Source organism: Parapedobacter defluvii, from assembly GCF_014642075.1.
Classification (GTDB): domain Bacteria; phylum Bacteroidota; class Bacteroidia; order Sphingobacteriales; family Sphingobacteriaceae; genus Parapedobacter; species Parapedobacter defluvii.
Window position 1 is genome coordinate 13,259 of the sequence record NZ_BMIK01000026.1, and the last position, 19,040, is coordinate 32,298.

Below are 19,040 nucleotides of genomic sequence, written 5' to 3' on the forward strand. Positions count from 1 at the left end.
AACGATTTTGATATCCACGTCCGCCGCCCATTAAAGCTCAACATGATGAAAAACAATCATTTTCTCGTTGCCTTCCTATCCGCTGCATTGTTTTTCGCCTGTACCCGGGCACCGGAAGATCGCATCAAACAAGTGGAAACAAACCTAACCGGGCCGGTCCTGATCGAGGGCGATTCCACATGGACCATTGAAGCGCGTATGGCGCATTACGGCGTACCGGGTGTGAGCATTGCGGTTATCTATGACAACCAGGTCGCCTGGTCGAAAAGTTACGGGGTTACGGACACGCAAAGTCGCGAGCCTATAACCGATCAAACCCTTTTTCAAGCGGCTTCCATCAGCAAACCCGTGGCAGCATATGGCGCATTGCGACTGGTGCACGAAAATAGACTCGCATTCGGCGAAGATATCAACAGCTACCTGAAGACGTGGCATCTGCCTGAAAATGAGTGGACGCTTAAGCACCATGTCACACTCAAGGAACTGCTTAGCCATACGGCGGGCACAACGGTACACGGTTTTCCGGGATATGGCCCAGGCGTTCCTTTGCCCAGTCTCGTGCAGGTGCTGGATGGCGTGACTCCCGCCAATACACCGGCGATCCGTGTGGATAAATTGCCGGGCGAAAGTTTCCGCTATTCCGGCGGTGGCTTTTGCATTTTACAGCAGCTGATGATCGATGTAACCGGAAAGCCCTTTCCTGTGCTAATGGATGAATTGGTGCTACAGCCGCTTGGCATGCAAAACAGTTCGTATACGCAGCCGCTTACCGGGGCGGCGCTCAAGCTGGCCGCTACCGGTTACCTGCCCGATGGATCAATGACCGATGGCAAACGACATACATATCCCGAGTTGGCGGCCGCGGGACTGTGGACCACTGCAACCGACCTTGCCCGGTTTGCGATTAATATACAGCAAACCTATGCAGGGCGATCCGATGCGGTGCTGCCGAAGGAAATGGTTGCAGAAATGCTGACACCCTATGTCACCGATTTCATCGGATTGGGTATCTTTCTCGACAAGCGGAAGGACGATACGTATTTCAATCACGGCGGATGGAATGAAGGCTTTTCCAGCATGCTCGTCGCGCATAGGGAAAAAGGATACGGTGTCGTGGTTATGACCAATGCCAACCAGCCTCAATTCATTGATGAATTGATACGTTCCGTTGCCCTTACGTACGGCTGGGACAATTATGTGCCCGTATACCGGAGAGCCACTGGAAAGGATACCATTACTCTTGAGGGCCGCTACCGGTCGGGAAATGAGGAGGTGATCACTGTATACCGTGATGGATATGAAATATGGACCAAGGACATTGAAGGTAACCCCGAAGAGTTGGTCCGTATAGCCGATAGCACGTTTGTGACCCGCAAGCAGGATCAGCATATCCAATTCAGACTGGACAAGTCGTCTGGTAAACGCCAGTTAATCCTACTCAATCCCTACACAGGAGCAACTTCCGCCGCTTACCCATCCATGAAAGCCGGAGAGAAAGTGCCCTACGAAAAGCTTGTTGAAGGCGATTTCCGGGGTGCGCTTGACGCCTATCGAAGCTTGGTCAAGGCACATCCTGAAGATCCCGCCGTTGACGAAGGCCGGTTGAATCAATTGGGGTACCGGCTGCTGGGATCCGGAGAGACAAGGCGAGCACAACAGGTCTTTGAGATCAATATGTACCTGTATCCACGTAGTTCAAATGTGTACGACAGCTATGCCGAAGCCTGTATGAAGCTTGGTGAATTGGATCTCGCGATTGCCAATTACCAAAAATCACTCGCACTCGATCCCAAAAATGACAACGCTGCTAAGATGATTAATGAAATACAACAACAGAAACAAAATTGATTTTGGACCCCAATGCTACGGTATTGCAGATGTGTAAGACGTTCAGGAAACATAAAACGATATCCCTTCGGAGCGGTCGCAATCATTTTGTCTCAAATTCACCGCTAATTCGTCGCTTTTGCCCGGCAAAAAAGTCTGTCTGAAACAATAGTTTTGTAAAGATGCTAGGAATAGATAACTGTTAAAAAAACTTTAATTACTTGCCATGCCTGCTTCAAAACCAAACACTGTAGACGAATACGTTGATATGGCTCCTGACTATGCCCGGGAAAAGCTGAACGAAATCCGTTCCCTGTTGAAATCCATTGCCCCAAACGCGTCCGAGGAACTGAAATGGGGGCAGCCTGTTTTAATCGAAAAGCGAATTCTATTTTCGTATGCTGCTTTCAAAAGCCACCTGAGATTTATGCCCACGGGGCCTTCATTGGAGCCATTCAGGAAGGAATTGGCTCCTTATAAAACCGGTAAGGATACCATACAGTTCCCGTACGATCAACCGCTGCCCGAAGAACTGATCAAACGGATAGCAGAGTTCCGGTACAGGGACGTGATGGAAAACGACGCACGGTGGATGTATTGATGCCTCAGGTTTCTTTTTTGACCACTTTAAGATTCATTTAACAAATCTTAACATTTTCGTTGTAACAAAACCACATCTTGGTGCGTTATATAAGCAGTTAATAAAAAATTGTCTTTTCATAATTTAGGTTTATAATTGGTTAGTTTGAAAGCCCCGATTCTCCCCGTTTCGGGGCTTCGCTTTACGTTATTTGCTGAACAAAAAGTATAGCAGCCAAGCGAAAGAAAGTGAGTATTTTTGAGTAAGTTTACCTATAATATGTTAAATAAAGTTATGAAAAGAAGCCTTTTAATCGTCGCATTGGCAGTTGTAGCAGCGGCCTGCGATAACACAAACACCAAAAACACCTCACAACAAGCAACAGTTGAAGAGCAGGTAGCAGCTGATGCAACTGATTTGTTTGGTAAAGAATGGAAATTGATCGAATTAAGCGGTAAAGCCATCCAATTGGATACGACTTTCAATAAAGAACCACACCTGATTTTTAACGAGGAGACAAACAGACTGAACGGAAACGGGGGCTGTAATAATTTTATGGGGAGCTTTGAACTGAAAGAAGGCGGAGGCATTGAACTTTCGCAGGCAGGAGCCACAATGATGGCTTGCCCTAATCTGGAATTGGAAGGACAGTTTTTTGACGCATTGGAGCAAACAAAAAGCTATCGGATAGAAGGCAATAATCTTTTTCTTGATAACGGAAAGAACGAAGATCTTGCCAAGTTAACAACGGAATAAGATACTTTCGGGGGTGCATCACCAAACAGGGACCTACCTCAAAAATTAAAATCTTTTGAGAGATTGGGTTTTTTCAGTATCTTCGTCTTAGGTTTAGGTTGATAGCCCCTAACCCCATTGGGGCGGCCCGTTATCTTAGGTAACGGGTTTTTTGTTTGGCGGCCAAAGAATATAACCGGGCCTGATAACCAAATGCGTGATGGGCTGAAGCAGGATGATAATTATTACCTTTGTAAAACGATTTATGAAGAAAATAGGATTTTTATCGTTTGGACATTGGTCCAATCATCCCGCTTACAAAACCCGCACAGCAAGCGACACCTTGCTTCAATCCATTGATTTGGCTATTGCCGCCGAGGAAATGGGGTTAGATGGAGCATATTTTCGGGTACATCATTTTGCGGCTCAGTTGGCATCGCCATTTCCTTTGCTTTCGGCTATCGGTGCCAAGACAAGCAATATCGAGATTGGAACCGGTGTAATCGATATGCGTTATGAAAACCCACTGTACATGGTGGAAGATGCCGGAGCTGCTGATTTAATATCGGGAGGGCGGTTGCAATTGGGAATCAGCAGAGGTTCGCCGGAACAAGTCATCGACGGCTGGCGTTATTTTGGATATGAACTGGGTGAAGGTGAAACCGACGCAGACATGGGACGCCGTAAAGCATTGGAATTTTTGGATAAATTAAAGGGAATCGGATTCGCACAGCCGAATCCATACCCGATGTTTCCGAATCCACCGGGCCTGTTACGTTTGGAGCCGCATTCAGAAGGATTGCGGGAACGTATCTGGTGGGGAGCTGCTTCCAATGCTACGGCCGTTTGGGCCGCGGAAAATGGAATGAACCTGCAAAGCTCTACCCTGAAATACGACGAAAACGGCAAACCTTTCCATATACAGCAGGCAGAGCAAATCCGGTTGTACAAAGAAGCGTGGAAAAAGGCAGGCCACCAACGCGAACCAAGGGTTTCGGTGAGTCGATCTATTTTTGCATTGGTAACCGATCAGGATCGCTATTTCTTTGGACAGGAAGCCGGTCGGGTTGATAAAATCGGAATAATTGAAAATGACAAACGGACCATTTTCGGAAGAAGTTACGCCGCTGAACCGGATCAACTGATCAGAGAATTGGGGCAAGACGAAGCCATTCAGGAAGCGGATACGCTCCTTTTGACGATACCCAATACATTGGGAGTTGACTATAATGTGCACGTGCTGTCTTCTATTTTGAAGCATGTTGCACCCGGGTTAGGTTGGCGCTAAATCCGAACAGCCCCAGGTTGCCGTTAAAGCCATTAAAGGCAACCCGGGGTGCCGATATGCATCATTGATTCCAGATCGTTTTGATTATTTGTTCTTGCCCCATACCTAAGGGACATGAATCACTGGGTGCATTTGCGCGGTAGCGATTTCCCTCGGTGCCCGTGGTAACCCGGCTTCCGGGCATCTGGATAAAGCCATTCGGATCCACCCGCTCGATCCACCCGTCGGCATATTGCAGGAATTCATTGCGGTAGGCCTCAGGCTGCTTGGCAAACCAGGAGATTTCGTCAAAACCCCAAACAAAATGGTCATTTAGGTTTGGTGTACCGGGGTGGTCGCTGATTCCGAAGTTGTCCAATTCAACAATGTAAGGTACCTGATCACAGCTCCAGCCACTTGGGGTAATGCCACCTTTGGTGCGGCCATAAATGGCATCGAGGTGAAACTTTTTCAATTCCCCTTTTTGAGGATCACCTATAATCTCTTTGATGCGCATCGGAAACGAAACAAAATCGAATAGTAACCTGCCGTCGATTACCATACCACCGCTTCCCATATGCCCGTCGCACAACACCGTTCCCCTGCGAGCATGGGCTTGTGCATACTCCCTCACGTTCTTCAGTACGGTATCCCAGGCTTCCGGACCACCTCCGTTGCTATTCATGGCCATCAATTCTACCTGACCGAAGTGAAGTGCTTCGATGCCGATGTCAATGTACGACGCCGCCATGAAGTAGAAGAACAGCTGTGATTCTATCCGTGTAATATCGGGTACACTCGCTCCCTCTCGCCAATGGTTAATGAACTTTCCTTCTTCGTTTAGCATCTGTGTATAATCAAAATTCCTGACTTCAACGGGTAAGTCGAACGCTTCGAAAACCCAGTCGGGAACGGGGATTTGCGCAACCTTTGTAGACACAATTTCGAATAAACAGGCCTGAAAGATTACTTCCGGATCGTATGCATGCATTTGCTCCACCCGCTCTTTCGCATTTGCCAGGAATGCCGGGTTTACAAACGCCTCCGGGATATCCCAGGAGTAGATTGCCCGGCCGATAAATTTTGCACCAACTTCCTTGAGCATGCGGAAGTCATCCGCTTTATAAGGGTATACTCCATCGTTATAAAACCCTTCGGTATTTAGGTATTCCGCTTGTAGGATGGCCCGTGAAAGGTAGCTTTCCAATACATTACGGGGTACGTTCCCATCGGAAAACGTATAGTTCCGCTCGAAATGCGGTCTGGTCTTGCTTACGGTTCCTTCTCCGGATTTGCTACACGCCCCCAATAATACAGCTGCGAGGATGAATCCCTTAACTATCATTTTTTTCATCCACATGCCTCCAGTTATTTCTCTTAATCTTTTCATGATCTTATCATTTGTATTTTTAATTATTGGCATGCAGCCAACGTATTTAAATCTATCAGTGGTGCTCCCGGTTTCACCCGCAGCTGAACGGTTGGATTTTCCTTTTTCAGTACCCCTTTGTCAATCAGTGTTTTGACGATACAGAAGCCGATTTGATTATCGGTGTTCATCAGCGGGATCTCTTGGTTATTCCCTGCACCGTTATCCAAGATGTAGACATCGCCACCGATGTGTTCAAGTCCTTGGAAACCACTCAAACCATTCACCGTGAAATGGTCTCTGAATATCAAATCACCACCGATATACTTGATTCCTCCGCCGATGCTGTACCAGGTATCTAGGTTCCAGATGTTTCCCGCGTCAGGACTGCCCACTAAAACAAAATTGCCACCCACATGAGCTAGCCTTAAGAAACTTGCTCCACCCGATTCAAGGCCAATGGCGGGATCAACGGTCAGGCTGCCGTCAATTTGCTCGATTCCGGAAAATCCGACGTTTCCTTCTGCGGACCACCAAAAGGCCAGCTTGGGGCAGTTCTCGATAATTAAGTCTCCTTTGATGTGCCGATAACCTCTGAATCCCTGCGGGTTGAAGAGCTCTGGGTTGTCCCTGAGTACAATGCTGCCATCGCAATGCACCTTGTCAAAAAAGCCTTCTGTCTCCACAATAACGGTGTTTTCGATGAGCACTGTACCTTTGATCCATTTTATTTTGCTGCTAAGCGAGTTTAATAACGACGAGTTGATTTCCTTTCCGGTTACCGTAAGGTTCAGCACGGTATCCGACAGCGGGCTGAAATTCTCGATATCGGCTTTTGATCCCAGCGTGTAACTGATCACATCGTCGCCGGAGATCTGCCCAATTGTCTGAAGTGATGTTGGTGCTTCGGGGTGGTTACTTGCCAACGTGAGCGTGCCTGAAAATATACCGCTTTCCACCAGGTGTTTAATGACACAAAAGCCTAGCTGATCGGTTAGGCAAACTTCATTTTTCCCCAACCGGTCATTGCCGGTAATGGTTAGACTACCGGTAAAAACCTTCAGTCCCAATATTCCCGATATATCCTCCAGTGCATCGTTGTCTTCAATGATTAAACTTCCGTTTATAAATCGTAGATTATCCAGGCCATCGAGCGATAACAGCCGTTGATTACCCTTTATATGCATCATGACGGTGATCGCATTTAAGGTCGGTATGCGTAACTGTTCAATCCCGGTGTTTTCGATGATGAGGTTTTTGACTTTCTGCACATTCAATGTCGAAAGATCGGTAATGGATTCACCACTGATTGTCAATTGCAAGATGTCACCATCTGCTTTAAAGTTATTTACTTCTTCTTGCGAAGTCAATGTTATTTTGGATCCCGTGGTCAGTTCATTTTCCAATTTGCTGCATGCAGAAATTGCCACCAGGCACAGCCAAACCCACACATATTTACATTTCCTTTTCATTTCGAAATTTTGGTTAATTTTTTGGATTCAAATCGAGTTCGCGCTGCGGAACAGGGAAAAAATAGGCATATTCTTCATTTACGGGTTTATTGGTTACTTCCTCAAGCACACGGTTGGTTCTCCGCAGCTCAAAGAGGCCATGCCCTTCAAAAGCAAGCTCGAAAGTCAGCTCGTCCCACACGGCTTCTTTAAATTGCTGTGCAGACAGCCCCGGGGGCAACTCATCTAAACCGGCTCGTTCTCTTACCTGATTGATCCAGTAATACCCCTCATCGGTTGGCCCCGCCGCCTCTGCGTAAGTCAATGCCACTTCTGCAAAACGGATGAGGTAGAGATTGGCACTGGTGCGGTGCGAATTGGAATGTGGATCGGTGTATTTCCGGCTAAACGGATAGAAGAATGCAAAAAGCGTAGGGTTGGAGCTTGTCAGATTATCTTCAGACCAGTTGGCCAATACCGATCCATCGGCATTGTAAATCGTCGTCACCATTAAACGTTTTCGCAGATCGTTGTCGTCGAAGCTGTGGTAAAATTCATTGTCCACCCGGTAGTATTGCCATCCTTGCTGCCCCGGTTGGATTACTGGTATCACTCCGCCGTCCCCTGTCAGCGTATTAGCGACATAGACATTGGGAAGTCCGATCGTGAATATCTGGGGTAGTTGCGAGTAATTCCCTTCAAAGCCGCTTCCCTCGCGGGTCATGGAAGTTATAAAAATATGCTCCTTTCCGTCTGCTTGATGTTCAACGTCATAGACGTTGAGTAAATTCGGGTCCAGGCCGTACGTATTCTGTCCGCGCAATACCTGCCCGGCGGTTTCTGCCGCATTGGCAAACAGGTTATCCACATCCGAAACCCACTCATAGCCGGGGGCACCTGTTTCTTTCGACGATGCCAGGGTAAGGTATACTTTTGCCAATAGTGCCTGGGCAGCCACTTTGTCTGCACGCCCTTGCTGTTTGGCAACGTTCATCAGCGTGATTGCCTCATTTAAATCGGCGATGATGAGATCGTATAATTCCGGTAGGGATCCAAAACGTACTTTTGCCTCCTGCACACCCTGTACTACCTTCACATGATAGGGCACTTCGCCGTAGATGCGGACCAGCATAAAATAATGGAATGCCCTTAAGAAATGGGCTTCGCCCAAAAATTGGCGGCGGGCTTCGTCTGAAATATTGGTCATACTACCCACATTTTCGAGCACGCTGTTTGCCCGGGTAATGCCCAGGTAGCAATATTTGAAAAAATAGAGAATTTCCTCCGTATTGGGATTGACGTCCCATTCGAACAGGCCTGTTTCCAATCCTTTATTGTAGGATCGGTATTGGTTCGTAGGAATATCCGTAAGATTAAACAAGAACCGGGCTCCATACTCGATGTTACTGATCGGATCATACGCATAGAGCAGCGCATTCAGCGCGTCGGCTTCACTTGTAAAAAAATTATTATCCGAATACACACCGTAAGGTTGTTCCAGCAGCATGTCGTTACAGGAAGATAAGGAAACGAATAAAAGTAAGCCGGCAAAAAGATTTTTTATTGTAGTCATGTCTTTTTTAACTATGGTTGCTTAAAACTTCAATTGCAGACCCGCTGTGTAAATTGCCACGCGCGGATACGGAGCGCTTCCCCTGCCATTTTCACCCACTTCAGGATCATATTCACTTACGTTGGAGAACACAATGGGGTTCGTAGCATTCAGAAAAATACGGGCTTGCTGGAGAAATGGAATACGTTGGAATGTGTAGCCCAGGGTCACGTGCTGTATCCGGAGGAAACTGCCATCTTCCACAAACCAGGAAGATGCGAAGTACTGCCGGTCTGCCCGAAGTTTCGGACGCACATTGTTCGGATTCTCACCCGTCCACCGATCTTTCTGCAGTGATATCCGATCCAGCTTACGGGTGGAGAAAACATCATTTCCATACATGGCGTAGAGCATGAGTGAGAAGTCGATTCCTGCATCGTGCCTCAGCTGGAGGTTCAGGCTGGAAGTAAAGTCCGGATTCGGATCCCCGATAATTCGGCGCATATCGGGGTCAAGTGTTCCGTCCTCCCGCAGCCCCACGTAATTAAATTCGCCGGGTCTGGTCATTTTCACCGGGTTATCAGGCATTTCCTGGATAATCCCATCTACTTCATAGCCATAAAATGCGTTCACCGGCTGGCCGATAGCCAGCACATTTAAATATGCATCGCTAAAGATCCCACTTCCATAAGGTTCGTACCGGAGTCCGTTTTTGTCGACCACATATCCCGACTTTTCTTGTGAACCAATGTTAAGCACCTTGTTCCGGTTGAGTGAGAACACCAATCCGGCATCGAATTTTAGTTTTCCGCTGGTTAAAATCCGTCCATCCACCGCCAGTTCGAACCCCCGGTTTTCGATTTCTCCGTCATTCGTCCACACCCGGTCGAACCCAGTGCTCGGGTTGAGGAATTGCTGGCGCAGCAGATCACTTGTTTTCTTATAGTAATAATCAAGGGTTATGCTAAGCCTGTTGTGAAACAACGAAGCGTCCAATCCGAGGTCAAACTGCGACGTTTTTTCCCAGCGTAAGTCTTTCGTTGCCATACCGCCCCATTGTACATAGCGGTCGCCGATACCTTCCCTTCCGATTTGCTGGCCTAGGCCATAAATGATGAACTCCTCGCCGTTGAGGTAATAGTAGTCCTGTCCGTATTTTGAAATGGTTTGATACGGTGCGATGCCCTGATTTCCGGAAATGCCATAGCTCGCACGGATTTTCAGGTCATCAATAGCCTCGACATCCTTTAGGAACGCCTCCTCAGATAACCGCCAACTGGCTGCTCCCGAAGGGAAAAACCCCCATTTGTTGTTGTCGCCGAATTTGGAGCTTCCATCTGCGCGCGCGGTGAAAGTGAATAGGTATTTGTCGGCAAAGGCGTAATTAAAGCGCGTGAATCCCGAAGCCAGAACCGTTTCACTGAAACCATTCGTGATGAAGCGTTCTGTTGCGCCAGACATATTTTCCTCCATCAGATTATCGTTTGCGAATCCCCGTCCTATCGTATTCAGGGTCTTATTTGTTCCGTTTTCATACGTTACACCACCCATCGCCGTAAACGCGTGCCGCTCTGCAAAGGTGTTGGTATACGTCAGGTACCCATCCAGTGTTACGTTTTTGTATGAAGACGACGAAATGCCGCCTTCGCCGTCATACAGATCGCCACCCTGGGTATAAACACGGGGGTTATAAAAGTTATGACCCGCCGTTCCAGCACGCGCGTTCCCCCGTAAAACCAGCTCAAGCGGATTGGCAAGTTTCACATTGAATTGAAGCGTTGCATACCCGTCGGTATTCGGAGATACGTCTTTTCTTTCGTTGGTCATTGCCAGCGCATTCCCATAGTCCAGGGCATTTGCTTTGAAATAGGTACCATCGCCGTTAAATACCGGAAACAAAGGGTTACGCTGGTAATTCATGCCATAATTCCGGTTACGGTCTCCGTCAATGAAGCCAGCTTTCGAAATAATGGTTAGGTACTCCGACAACTCATGCTGGTAAGATAAATCCAATGTAACCTTCTTATAGTCATCCTTCCGTTGCATGCCTTCGCCGTCATAGTAGCCAAGCCCCAGGTAGTACTGGCTTTTATCTCCGCCGCCCTGCACACCGAGATTTGTCTCTGACGTTATCGCCGTGGGTCGGAACACATAATCCGCCCATTCCGTATAATAAGGCCATGCACCACTAGCTATATCCGCCCTCGATGGATAATACGTTCCATTTGCATCCTTTTTACCGATATATATCGGGTCAATACCCGCATTCTCGTTTGCCTCATCCGCCAACTCGGCCATAAGCAATGGGTCCCGCCAATAATCCAGTTTCTCGCTGAATGCACCGAAGCTCGTCTTTTGGTCGAGCCAAACGCTGGGCACATGTTTGTCGCCGCGTTTCGTGGTAATCATGATAACGCCATTTGCCCCACGCGAACCGTAAATCGCTGTGGCCGAGGCATCTTTCAGTACCTCCATTGAAAGGATGGTATTCGGATTGATCAGGTTTAACCCCCCGGCATCACCAAAGGGGATTCCATCAACTACAACGAGCGGAGCGTTCGAGCCGTTGATGGAACTAATCCCCCGAACCCGCACCGTCGACCCACCCTGCGGGTTATCACTGTTGCTATTGATTACATGTAAACCCGCTACGCGGCCTTGCAGTAGTGCCTCGAAACTTCCTGAACTGGTATTTGTGATTTTTTCACCTTTTACCGAAGCTACACTGCCCGTAATGTCACTTTTCCTCACCGATCCGTACCCCACCACCACCACCTCATTCAAATCGTCTATTGCGGTTTTCAGGGTAATATTCAGGTTGGTAAGCCCGCGTGTCGGCTGTTCCTGCGTTTCAAAACCAACGCTGCTGAAGGCCAGTCTCGCATCTTCATCGGGCAATGTGATCCGGTAATCACCCTGCCGACCGGTTTTCGTACGTATATTTTGGCCAACGACACTTACCGTCACCCCCTCCAGTGGCGTTCCTGACTCGTCGGTTACAATACCCGTCACCGTATGGTCTTGCACAGGGGATGGCGGCTGATGTTTTTCGGTTTGTCCGGCCATGATAGTTATGATGCCATCGTCTATCGACCAATCGAGTCCGTGACCTCTCAAAATTTTCTGCATGGCCTCCGCAAATTCAACTTGCTCTAACCGGGCATCTATGCGCGTATCCGCAATATGGTCGCCACGAAACAGAAACGAATACCCCTGTTGTTTTTGGATTTCCAACATCACATCGCGTAGCGTGGTGTTTCGGGCGTTAAGTGTTATCTTCTGTGCTTTACCTTCAGCGAATGCTTGAAATATAAAAACAACGGTCAAGAAAATCGCTAATTTCATAATGAGTACTAATCGGTATCTAAAAGGCCGGGGATATCCCCTTACACATCGTGTAAAAGTCATATATTTGTATAGTTTGGATGGTTAAAAAATTGGTTTTCGGCCCTAGCTAACACCATGGCCGGGTATCAGTCCAAGCAAAACGAAGCGGGTGATGTCGTCAGCATCATCCGTTTTTTTGTTGGAATTCGATCTAACTGTATCTCTTTGATTCTATGTTTTCATGATTTACCTTTATGTTTAACAATGGTTTTGAGATCCGCCTAGTGCTCTCCCAAAACGATAAGCTGATTAACTCCATTCACGTGGACTACCCTGAATCTGAGTCCGCTTTTTTCAAGTGATTTCAGGACGGAGCCCAGCGATTTATTCCGGTCAATTACCCCAAAAATGTTAACCTGCGGGGTTTTCCCTTGATAAACTACTTCAAGATCATACCAGCGCGCCAGCTGTGCAATTGCAACTTGAGGCGGTGATCTTTCAAAATAGAAAAGGCCATCTTTCCATGCCGTATATTGATTCGGATCTACCGCCTGAACATCGAGGACGCCCGCTCGGTTTATCGCTTGTTCGCCTGGCTCCAATAGGGTAGTGGTTGCATGTTTCGATACACCTGTTGCTGCACCCTTATCTACCGAAACACGTACGCGGCCCTCTACTAAGGTGGTCTGGACTTCGGGCTCATCGGCATAGGCTGATATGTTGAATTCCGTTCCCAGTACCTGTACTACTTGCCCGTTACTTACCACCTTGAAAGGAATTTCTTGGGTCTCCCGCGATTTTCCGGGTCTTTTGTTCACTGAAAAATACGCTTCGCCTTCTAAGTGAACCACCCGCTCCGCGTCATTAAACTGTGAGGGGTAGGTTAGTGTGCTGGCCGTGTTAAGCCAAACCCTCGATCCGTCAGGCAACGTGACCGTATATGTGCCTCCCTTGGGTGTTGAAAGCATTAATTTTTCAACAGGCTCCCCGCCGTCACCCAGTTTAAGGATGGGGGAGTGACCGTCGCTGTAGGTAATCTCTCCCGCTCCGACCTTGATTCCGCCTTGGGTGTGATCCAAGGCGATGGTTCTGCCATCGGCAAGCGAGAGGGTAGCACCATTTGCACCCGGATATATCTCGGCAGCGGCTATTTCTTGATGAGAAGGCCGTTTATTGTTCCAAATCAATAATCCGATTGCTGCAACGATAACGATCGCTGCGGCATAAGGTAACCACTTGAGCAGTCTCTCCGTTATGCGCTTTGCTGGTTCCGTCTGTTGCTGCGACTGTGTAACGATCTGTTGGAATATCCGCTCTTTTGCTTCGCTATCCGAATGATTTCCCGTAACCTCAGGTAAGTGGTAGTAGCTGTCACGGAGGATAGTTTTAATCATACGATCGGCATCGGGATCTGCCAATACGCTTTCCAGTTCGTCCAGCTCCTGTGCTGTTGCCGTATCGTTAAGATACCGCTCAATCAAGTAGGTGATCCTGCTTTTGTTCATTCTGCCGCCATCCTTTATTAAGTAGACGGACCGCAGCAAACTTTGGGGGTATCAGGTGGATTTTTTTTAAAAGAGCTTGAAAATAATCAGCATTGCCACGATGTCCGTGCGATTGGCGAGGTGCTTTCGGAGCGTGCTAAGGGCGAGTTTCATATAGGATTGCACAGTTGCCGGAGAAAGGTTTAGCTCTTTGGCCGCCTCGTCATACTTCAGACCCTGCTGGCGGCATAGCTTATAGACCCGTTTTTGTTGGGGTGCCAGTAACTCAATAGCCTCGTCAAGCATCCTGCGTGTATCGTTTAGTAGAATTTCTTCTTCGGTCTCGTTATGTGATTCCGACCAGTCCATGCTGATTTCCCGGTTTACCCTGACGGTGAGCTTTCGTCGGCGGAGCACATCAAGCGCATGGTTGCGCGCAACGGTTATCAGGTAGCGTTCAAGATTTTCGATTTCTGTTAGCTTTTCTTCAAGTGTCCATATTTTTAAGAAAGCATGTTGAACCATTTCCTCGGCTAACAGGTCTGATTTGAGGAGGCGAAGGCCGTACCCAAGGATACGATCGTAGTAGTGGTCATAAATGGCTCGGAAGGCTCGTTGATCACCCTCAGCTACCTTGGATAGTAGCGTACGTTCATCCAATAAGACTTTGGCAGCCATTTCCTCCTAATGCATTTTATAATTGATAAACGCAAATGTACATGAAGTTTTTCTGAACTCTCACATAGATGCATAAAAATGCATACCAAAAGCAACCCGTTATTCTGGTGAAAAACTAATTCATTTTCACCGGTAATTAATTATATTCGTCACTAAGTTTTATGGATACCTACCACAAGTACCTGCCAACTAGCCATGCTGACGAAAAGTGGGGATTGACCCTATTGGACGTTGGATATGGGACTATACCCGAAGCCTATACCTATCCAAATGAACAACAACATCCGGCTGCATATCGCTTTAAATGGGAACAAGGCAGAATCCTGCAGGAATATCAGTTAATATATATCTCAGCGGGCAGTGGCATCTTTGAGTCGACCAACGGTGGTAAAATAACCATTCGTGAAGGGGCTGTTATCCTGTTGTTTCCGGGCGAATGGCACCGCTATAAGCCGCAAGACCGAACAGGTTGGAGTGAATACTGGGTAGGCTTTAACGGGAAAATTGCGGATAACCTGATTAGGCATTCTTTTTTTTCAAAAAAGAAGCCTGTGTTTTTTACCGGGGTCCGACCGGATATCATCCGGTTATATCAAGACATCGTAGACTACACCCGGCACGAGCGCTCCGGATATCAGCCGCTGGTAAGCGGTTGTGTCCTGTATCTACTGGGGTTGGTTTACTCATTATCCAAACAACAGGCGCTTTCCAGAACTGACGATGACCATCAGCAGCTTGTGCAAAAAGCAACAGCGCTATTGCGTGAAAATGTGGAAACGAAGGTAACCATCGAGGAAATCGCCGACCAGCTGAAAATAAGTTATTCCCTATTCCGTAAAGTCTTCAAAAAATATTCGGGTATCGCTCCGGGCAAATATCTATTGCAACTGAAAATCGACCGGGCAAAACACCTCCTTTTATATACCGATAAGCTGATCAAGGAAATCGCATATGACCTCAATTTCGAGTCGGAGTATTATTTCTCGAAATTTTTCAAGGAGAAAACAGGTGTCTCACCGTTGACTTACAAGAAGTCCTATTCCCCGAAACATTAAATAAACGAGGTGCAGCAGGACAAAGGTTTTTTAATTTTGGTAAATAATGACAAATATATTTATATTCGCAGTAGGTTTAGGTTGATAGCCCCTAACCCCATTGGGGCGGATTCCCGTTATCTACAAGGTAACGGGTTTCTTTTTTTATACAACCTTTGCACCGTCATTATGGACCTCTCCGTTTTTTGTTTACTTCGTAAATCGTAACGAGCCTTCTTGGTAAGCAATGGTATCACGCGGACGGAGGGTTTCCAAAAAATCTTCGTTAAACGGGCTGAACACACCAGAGTTGATGTAGGAAGAAGCACCGGCATCTCCCTGGCCTACCCAACGGCTTAACTTATAAACCGTAGCGGGCAATTCAAAAGATTGATAGTCGCCGGAAGCGATCTGCACTACCTCGCCGACGTGGGTGAAACCGGTAGCGGTGGGTACCGTATGCGTGATGTTTGTTTTCGCAATCAGTTGGTGATCCAGCAGAGGTTGCCACATGGACGGCTGTATTTTATCAAGCGTAAACGGATAGCGGAAAGCCAGTTTGTTGGACGTTGGTACCGCTACCTTGATTACTCCGGTTAACGCTTTGAATTCGGCGGTAGAATCGGTATGGAAAGTGACTATATCCGTGGGGGCTACTTCGAATTTCGCATTGAATCCCTCGGCATCGGCAATGAAACGGGCAATTACGGATTCATCGGTTACTTCACCTCCTTGCGTGAATAGCCGCACGTTGCCTTTCGATGCTACAGCGGTTGCTTTTACCGAGAAAGGGAATTGCATATCCGGATCAGGTGTTTCATGCTTTACGCAGGATACAACCAACGTGAATAGCGCTATAAACAGCAGGGAGAAACGGCTTTTGGCTGGATTTAGTTTCATAATTTTCAGTGATTACATTTGTTGGGACAAATGTAATCAGAGCTGTGAGATTTTTTGCATTTTTTTGATCCAACTTTGCCGCTTAGGGGGGAGCCGTAACATAAAATTTATCATCCCCCGTTATTGTGACGTGCACGATATTCACTTGATAGTATACTCATCATTAGCGCAGATACCGGTTTTCCGTTCATCCAATAACTTTCTCTCATGACGCCTTCTGTCATAAAACCGCAGTTTTCGTAGCATTTTATTGCGGATACATTTTCTGCTAAGACGACCAATTCCAAACGATTTAATGACAAATCATCAAAGGCTATTTTTTGAAGGGCTTCCAACGCCTGCTGGCCATATTTCTTTCCCCGGTGTGTTTCACGTCCAATTAAAAAACGGCATACGCGGACCGACTTATGCTCGTAGTCTATCCGGTCTAATTCAATGTGTCCAATTGCCTGGCCAGATGTTCTTTCGGAAATTGAGAAAATTTGCCGATTGGTGGTTTGTGTATATTTCAGAAGCTGTTCGACCGTTATTGGGAAGGTAAATATCGGGCCTGCAAACTGAGTGAGCAACTGCTTATCCTTGACCCAATCGATAAGCTGTTGAAAGTTTGATTCGTTAAAGGGCAAAAGCTGGATGGGCGCCGCGACTCCGCCATCGTCTATATCAGCCGAAAGCCCATTACCGGGTGGCAGTAAATGCATCATTCTCGATCAGGAAGGTGCCTTTCTCGGTTTTTCTCTTTCCCATACGCGGTGCCTTTTCATCACGTCCACAAAATCTCCGGTAAGGTTGTCGGAACTTTCGAAAATCACCCCCTGGTCTTTCTCGATAAATGAGCGTTTGGCCAATTCTTCCGCACCCCTGGCAAAGGCTAGTGCTTTGCAGTGCCGATATCCTTCGTTGATGAATTGGAGGTAGTCAGCATTTTTCGCAAGTGACTCCACGGAGTCGCCGTCTGGTGTATAAAAAGCATCGTAGCAAACCGATGCCTCAGTCAGGTAGGAATGTTGGATGTTCATTTCTCCCCCCTCTTTAAAGGTGATCTTACCGACATGCGATGCAATTGGCACCACCTGTGCGCCCTCCTTTTCCAATGTACGTTTCATCCGGTCTACCGAGGCTTGGCTTACCCCATCGTCCATCAGGAATGCTACCTTTCTTGAGTTGATGGTACCGCCTCCGGGCTTAACCTTCATGCTTAGTGCTTCTGATTTTTTAATTTCCGGTTTTGGGGGCTTAATGGGGTACCGGGGATGATTGTAGCGGGCGAATTTTACCGTCATCGGATCCAGTTCTGCCGCGGGTACCAGTCCGAGGTTATCGCCCACCTTTTTGGCGAGTGTTTTATCGATTTGATTCAGGATGGCAAGTTCCCTTTTGCGTATATCCACATCGCTTACCTTTGACAGTTCGAAACTGAGTGCACTTACGATGTGATCCTGTTCTTCGGGGCTTTGCGAGTTGAAAAACAGGCGGGCCTGGGTAAAATGATCTGCGAATGAATCAGAACGTTCGCGCACCTTTTTTGCATCGATCGGTTGCCTGTGGGATTGGAATCCTGTCTCCCCGTTGAGCATGGCATGGTACGGACAGCCGGCGGCCTTGCTGTTGGGGAAATAGCTTACGGCTCCTTTTAAAACATCCATTCGGCCAAAGCCATCCTTTTGGTTGTTATGCTTACCGTTGACTGGCCGGTTTATCGGCAGTTCGTGAAAATTGGGGCCACCCAATCGGTAATTTGGGTATCCAGGTAGGAGAACACCCTGCCCTGCAACAGTGGGTCGTCTGAAAGGTCGATACCGGGTACCACCCTTCCGGGATCAAATGCAGCCTGCTCGGTTTCGGCGAAAAAATTTTCCGGATTCCGGTTGAGCGTCATCGTGCCGATGAGCTGTACCGGTACGAGTTCCTCGGGAACGATCTTGGTGGGATCGAGCAGGTCGAAACTGTACTTCATTTCGTCTTCCTCCGGAATCAACTGTACACCCAGGTCCCATTGCGGGAAATCACCGTTTTCAATGGCTTCCCACAGGTCTCTGCGGTGAAAGTCGGAATCAAATCCTGAAATCTTCTGGGCCTCATTCCATGCAACCGAATGTACGCCTAGACGGGGCTTCCAGTGAAACTTGACGAATGTCGCCTTGCCTTTGGCATTTACGAATTTAAAGGTATGGACGCCGAATCCTTCCATCATGCGTAGGCTCCGGGGGATTGCGCGGTCTGACATCACCCACATGGTCATGTGTGCCGCTTCGGGCATGAGCGAGATGAAATCCCAAAACGTATCATGGGCTGAAGCAGCCTGTGGCATTTCGTTGTTCGGTTCCGGCTTCACGGCATGTACCACGTCCGGGAAATTCATGGCATCCTGGATGAAAAACACGGGAATATTATTGCCCACCAGGTCATAATTGCCCTCCTCGGTATAAAATTTCACCGAGAAGCCCCGGACATCCCGGGCAAGGTCAGTAGATCCCTTGAATCCCGCTACGGTGGAGAACCGCACGAACACAGGGGTAACTGTTCCCTTTTTCAGGAAAGCAGCCGATGTGTATTGCGAGAGATCAGCGGTCGCTTCAAAGATACCGTGTGCTCCGGAACCACGGGCATGCACCACACGTTCGGGGATGCGTTCCCGGTCAAAGTGCATCAGTTTGTCGAAATAGATGTGGTCCTGCTGCAACGAAGGCCCCCGGTTCCCGGCCTTCAATGTGTTGTTGTTGTCATAAACCGGAACACCGTCGTTTGTGGTCATGATGCGCTGACTGTTATCCACCACATGCTGATCCAGTTGCCGTGTTTTGGGATTGGCTTTTCTTTTCATAACGATCTGTTT

At 47.7% G+C, this 19,040-nt stretch carries 13 protein-coding genes and 1 pseudogene; 5 read left to right on the forward strand and 9 right to left on the reverse strand.

Annotated features, from left to right (window positions below):
• Window positions 1-42: 42 nt before the first annotated feature.
• The 4 genes from IEX60_RS22440 (at window position 43) to IEX60_RS22455 (ending at window position 4,430) form a co-directional block, all read left to right on the forward strand.
• Window positions 43-1,848 (forward strand): serine hydrolase, encoded by a 1,806-nt coding sequence (locus IEX60_RS22440; RefSeq protein ID WP_188753643.1) that lies wholly within the window; start codon window positions 43-45, stop codon window positions 1,846-1,848.
• 205 nt (window positions 1,849-2,053) lie between these two features.
• Entirely contained in the window at window positions 2,054-2,428 is a 375-nt protein-coding gene (locus IEX60_RS22445; RefSeq protein ID WP_188753644.1) for an iron chaperone, read from the forward strand.
• Between the two features lie 273 nt (window positions 2,429-2,701).
• On the forward strand, window positions 2,702-3,163 hold the full coding sequence (locus tag IEX60_RS22450) for an META domain-containing protein (protein WP_188753645.1): 462 nt from the start codon (window positions 2,702-2,704) through the stop codon (window positions 3,161-3,163).
• A gap of 244 nt (window positions 3,164-3,407) precedes the next feature.
• Window positions 3,408-4,430, forward strand: a complete 1,023-nt coding sequence (locus tag IEX60_RS22455) for an LLM class flavin-dependent oxidoreductase (RefSeq protein WP_188753646.1) — start codon at window positions 3,408-3,410, stop codon at window positions 4,428-4,430.
• A gap of 61 nt (window positions 4,431-4,491) precedes the next feature.
• Here IEX60_RS22455 and IEX60_RS22460 read toward each other — a convergent pair whose 3' ends face one another.
• The 6 genes from IEX60_RS22460 to IEX60_RS22485 all read right to left on the reverse strand — a co-directional run bounded on the left by IEX60_RS22460 (window position 4,492) and on the right by IEX60_RS22485 (window position 14,270).
• Window positions 4,492-5,799, reverse strand: a complete 1,308-nt coding sequence (locus IEX60_RS22460; RefSeq protein ID WP_229717726.1) for a hypothetical protein — start codon at window positions 5,797-5,799, stop codon at window positions 4,492-4,494.
• 23 nt (window positions 5,800-5,822) lie between these two features.
• Complete coding sequence (locus IEX60_RS22465; protein WP_188753647.1) at window positions 5,823-7,250, reverse strand: hypothetical protein; 1,428 nt, start codon at window positions 7,248-7,250, stop codon at window positions 5,823-5,825.
• A 13-nt stretch (window positions 7,251-7,263) separates the two neighbouring features.
• Window positions 7,264-8,802 carry a RagB/SusD family nutrient uptake outer membrane protein gene (locus IEX60_RS22470; RefSeq protein ID WP_188753648.1) on the reverse strand — a complete coding sequence of 513 codons (1,539 nt, stop codon included), beginning with the start codon at window positions 8,800-8,802 and terminating at the stop codon, window positions 7,264-7,266.
• 21 nt (window positions 8,803-8,823) lie between these two features.
• Window positions 8,824-12,126 carry a SusC/RagA family TonB-linked outer membrane protein gene (locus IEX60_RS22475; RefSeq protein ID WP_188753649.1) on the reverse strand — a complete coding sequence of 1,101 codons (3,303 nt, stop codon included), beginning with the start codon at window positions 12,124-12,126 and terminating at the stop codon, window positions 8,824-8,826.
• 263 nt (window positions 12,127-12,389) lie between these two features.
• Window positions 12,390-13,613, reverse strand: coding sequence for a FecR family protein (locus IEX60_RS22480; RefSeq protein WP_188753650.1), 1,224 nt, complete (start codon window positions 13,611-13,613; stop codon window positions 12,390-12,392).
• Window positions 13,614-13,679: 66 nt separating this feature from the next.
• Complete coding sequence (locus tag IEX60_RS22485) at window positions 13,680-14,270, reverse strand: RNA polymerase sigma factor (protein WP_188753651.1); 591 nt, start codon at window positions 14,268-14,270, stop codon at window positions 13,680-13,682.
• A 161-nt stretch (window positions 14,271-14,431) separates the two neighbouring features.
• Between IEX60_RS22485 and IEX60_RS22490 the strand changes: the two genes are divergently transcribed.
• Complete coding sequence (locus IEX60_RS22490) at window positions 14,432-15,325, forward strand: AraC family transcriptional regulator (RefSeq protein ID WP_188753652.1); 894 nt, start codon at window positions 14,432-14,434, stop codon at window positions 15,323-15,325.
• Window positions 15,326-15,514: 189 nt separating this feature from the next.
• Here IEX60_RS22490 and IEX60_RS22495 read toward each other — a convergent pair whose 3' ends face one another.
• From IEX60_RS22495 to IEX60_RS25225, 3 genes and pseudogenes are all read right to left on the reverse strand, one after another.
• The gene (locus IEX60_RS22495) at window positions 15,515-16,204 is read right to left on the reverse strand and encodes a hypothetical protein (RefSeq protein WP_188753653.1); all 690 of its coding nucleotides are present in this window, start codon (window positions 16,202-16,204) and stop codon (window positions 15,515-15,517) included.
• 110 nt (window positions 16,205-16,314) lie between these two features.
• Complete coding sequence (locus IEX60_RS22500) at window positions 16,315-16,908, reverse strand: GNAT family N-acetyltransferase (protein ID WP_188753654.1); 594 nt, start codon at window positions 16,906-16,908, stop codon at window positions 16,315-16,317.
• Window positions 16,909-16,914: 6 nt separating this feature from the next.
• Window positions 16,915-19,028, reverse strand: a pseudogene (locus IEX60_RS25225) (catalase).
• Window positions 19,029-19,040: the final 12 nt, after the last annotated feature.

Excerpts from the sequence above, each read along its gene's own strand:
- IEX60_RS22440 (WP_188753643.1), top strand. The coding sequence starts at position 43 with ATGATGAAAAACAATCATTTTCTCGTTGCCTTCCTATCCGCTGCATTG.
- IEX60_RS22470 (WP_188753648.1), bottom strand. The coding sequence starts at position 8,802 with ATGACTACAATAAAAAATCTTTTTGCCGGCTTACTTTTATTCGTTTCC.
- IEX60_RS22495 (WP_188753653.1), bottom strand. The coding sequence starts at position 16,204 with ATGAAACTAAATCCAGCCAAAAGCCGTTTCTCCCTGCTGTTTATAGCG.
- IEX60_RS22445 (WP_188753644.1), top strand. The coding sequence starts at position 2,054 with ATGCCTGCTTCAAAACCAAACACTGTAGACGAATACGTTGATATGGCT.
- IEX60_RS22465 (WP_188753647.1), bottom strand. The coding sequence starts at position 7,250 with ATGAAAAGGAAATGTAAATATGTGTGGGTTTGGCTGTGCCTGGTGGCA.
- IEX60_RS22480 (WP_188753650.1), bottom strand. The coding sequence starts at position 13,613 with ATGAACAAAAGCAGGATCACCTACTTGATTGAGCGGTATCTTAACGAT.
- IEX60_RS22500 (WP_188753654.1), bottom strand. The coding sequence starts at position 16,908 with ATGATGCATTTACTGCCACCCGGTAATGGGCTTTCGGCTGATATAGAC.
- IEX60_RS22455 (WP_188753646.1), top strand. The coding sequence starts at position 3,408 with ATGAAGAAAATAGGATTTTTATCGTTTGGACATTGGTCCAATCATCCC.
- IEX60_RS22475 (WP_188753649.1), bottom strand. The coding sequence starts at position 12,126 with ATGAAATTAGCGATTTTCTTGACCGTTGTTTTTATATTTCAAGCATTC.
- IEX60_RS22450 (WP_188753645.1), top strand. The coding sequence starts at position 2,702 with ATGAAAAGAAGCCTTTTAATCGTCGCATTGGCAGTTGTAGCAGCGGCC.
- IEX60_RS22460 (WP_229717726.1), bottom strand. The coding sequence starts at position 5,799 with ATGAAAAGATTAAGAGAAATAACTGGAGGCATGTGGATGAAAAAAATG.
- IEX60_RS22490 (WP_188753652.1), top strand. The coding sequence starts at position 14,432 with ATGGATACCTACCACAAGTACCTGCCAACTAGCCATGCTGACGAAAAG.
- IEX60_RS22485 (WP_188753651.1), bottom strand. The coding sequence starts at position 14,270 with ATGGCTGCCAAAGTCTTATTGGATGAACGTACGCTACTATCCAAGGTA.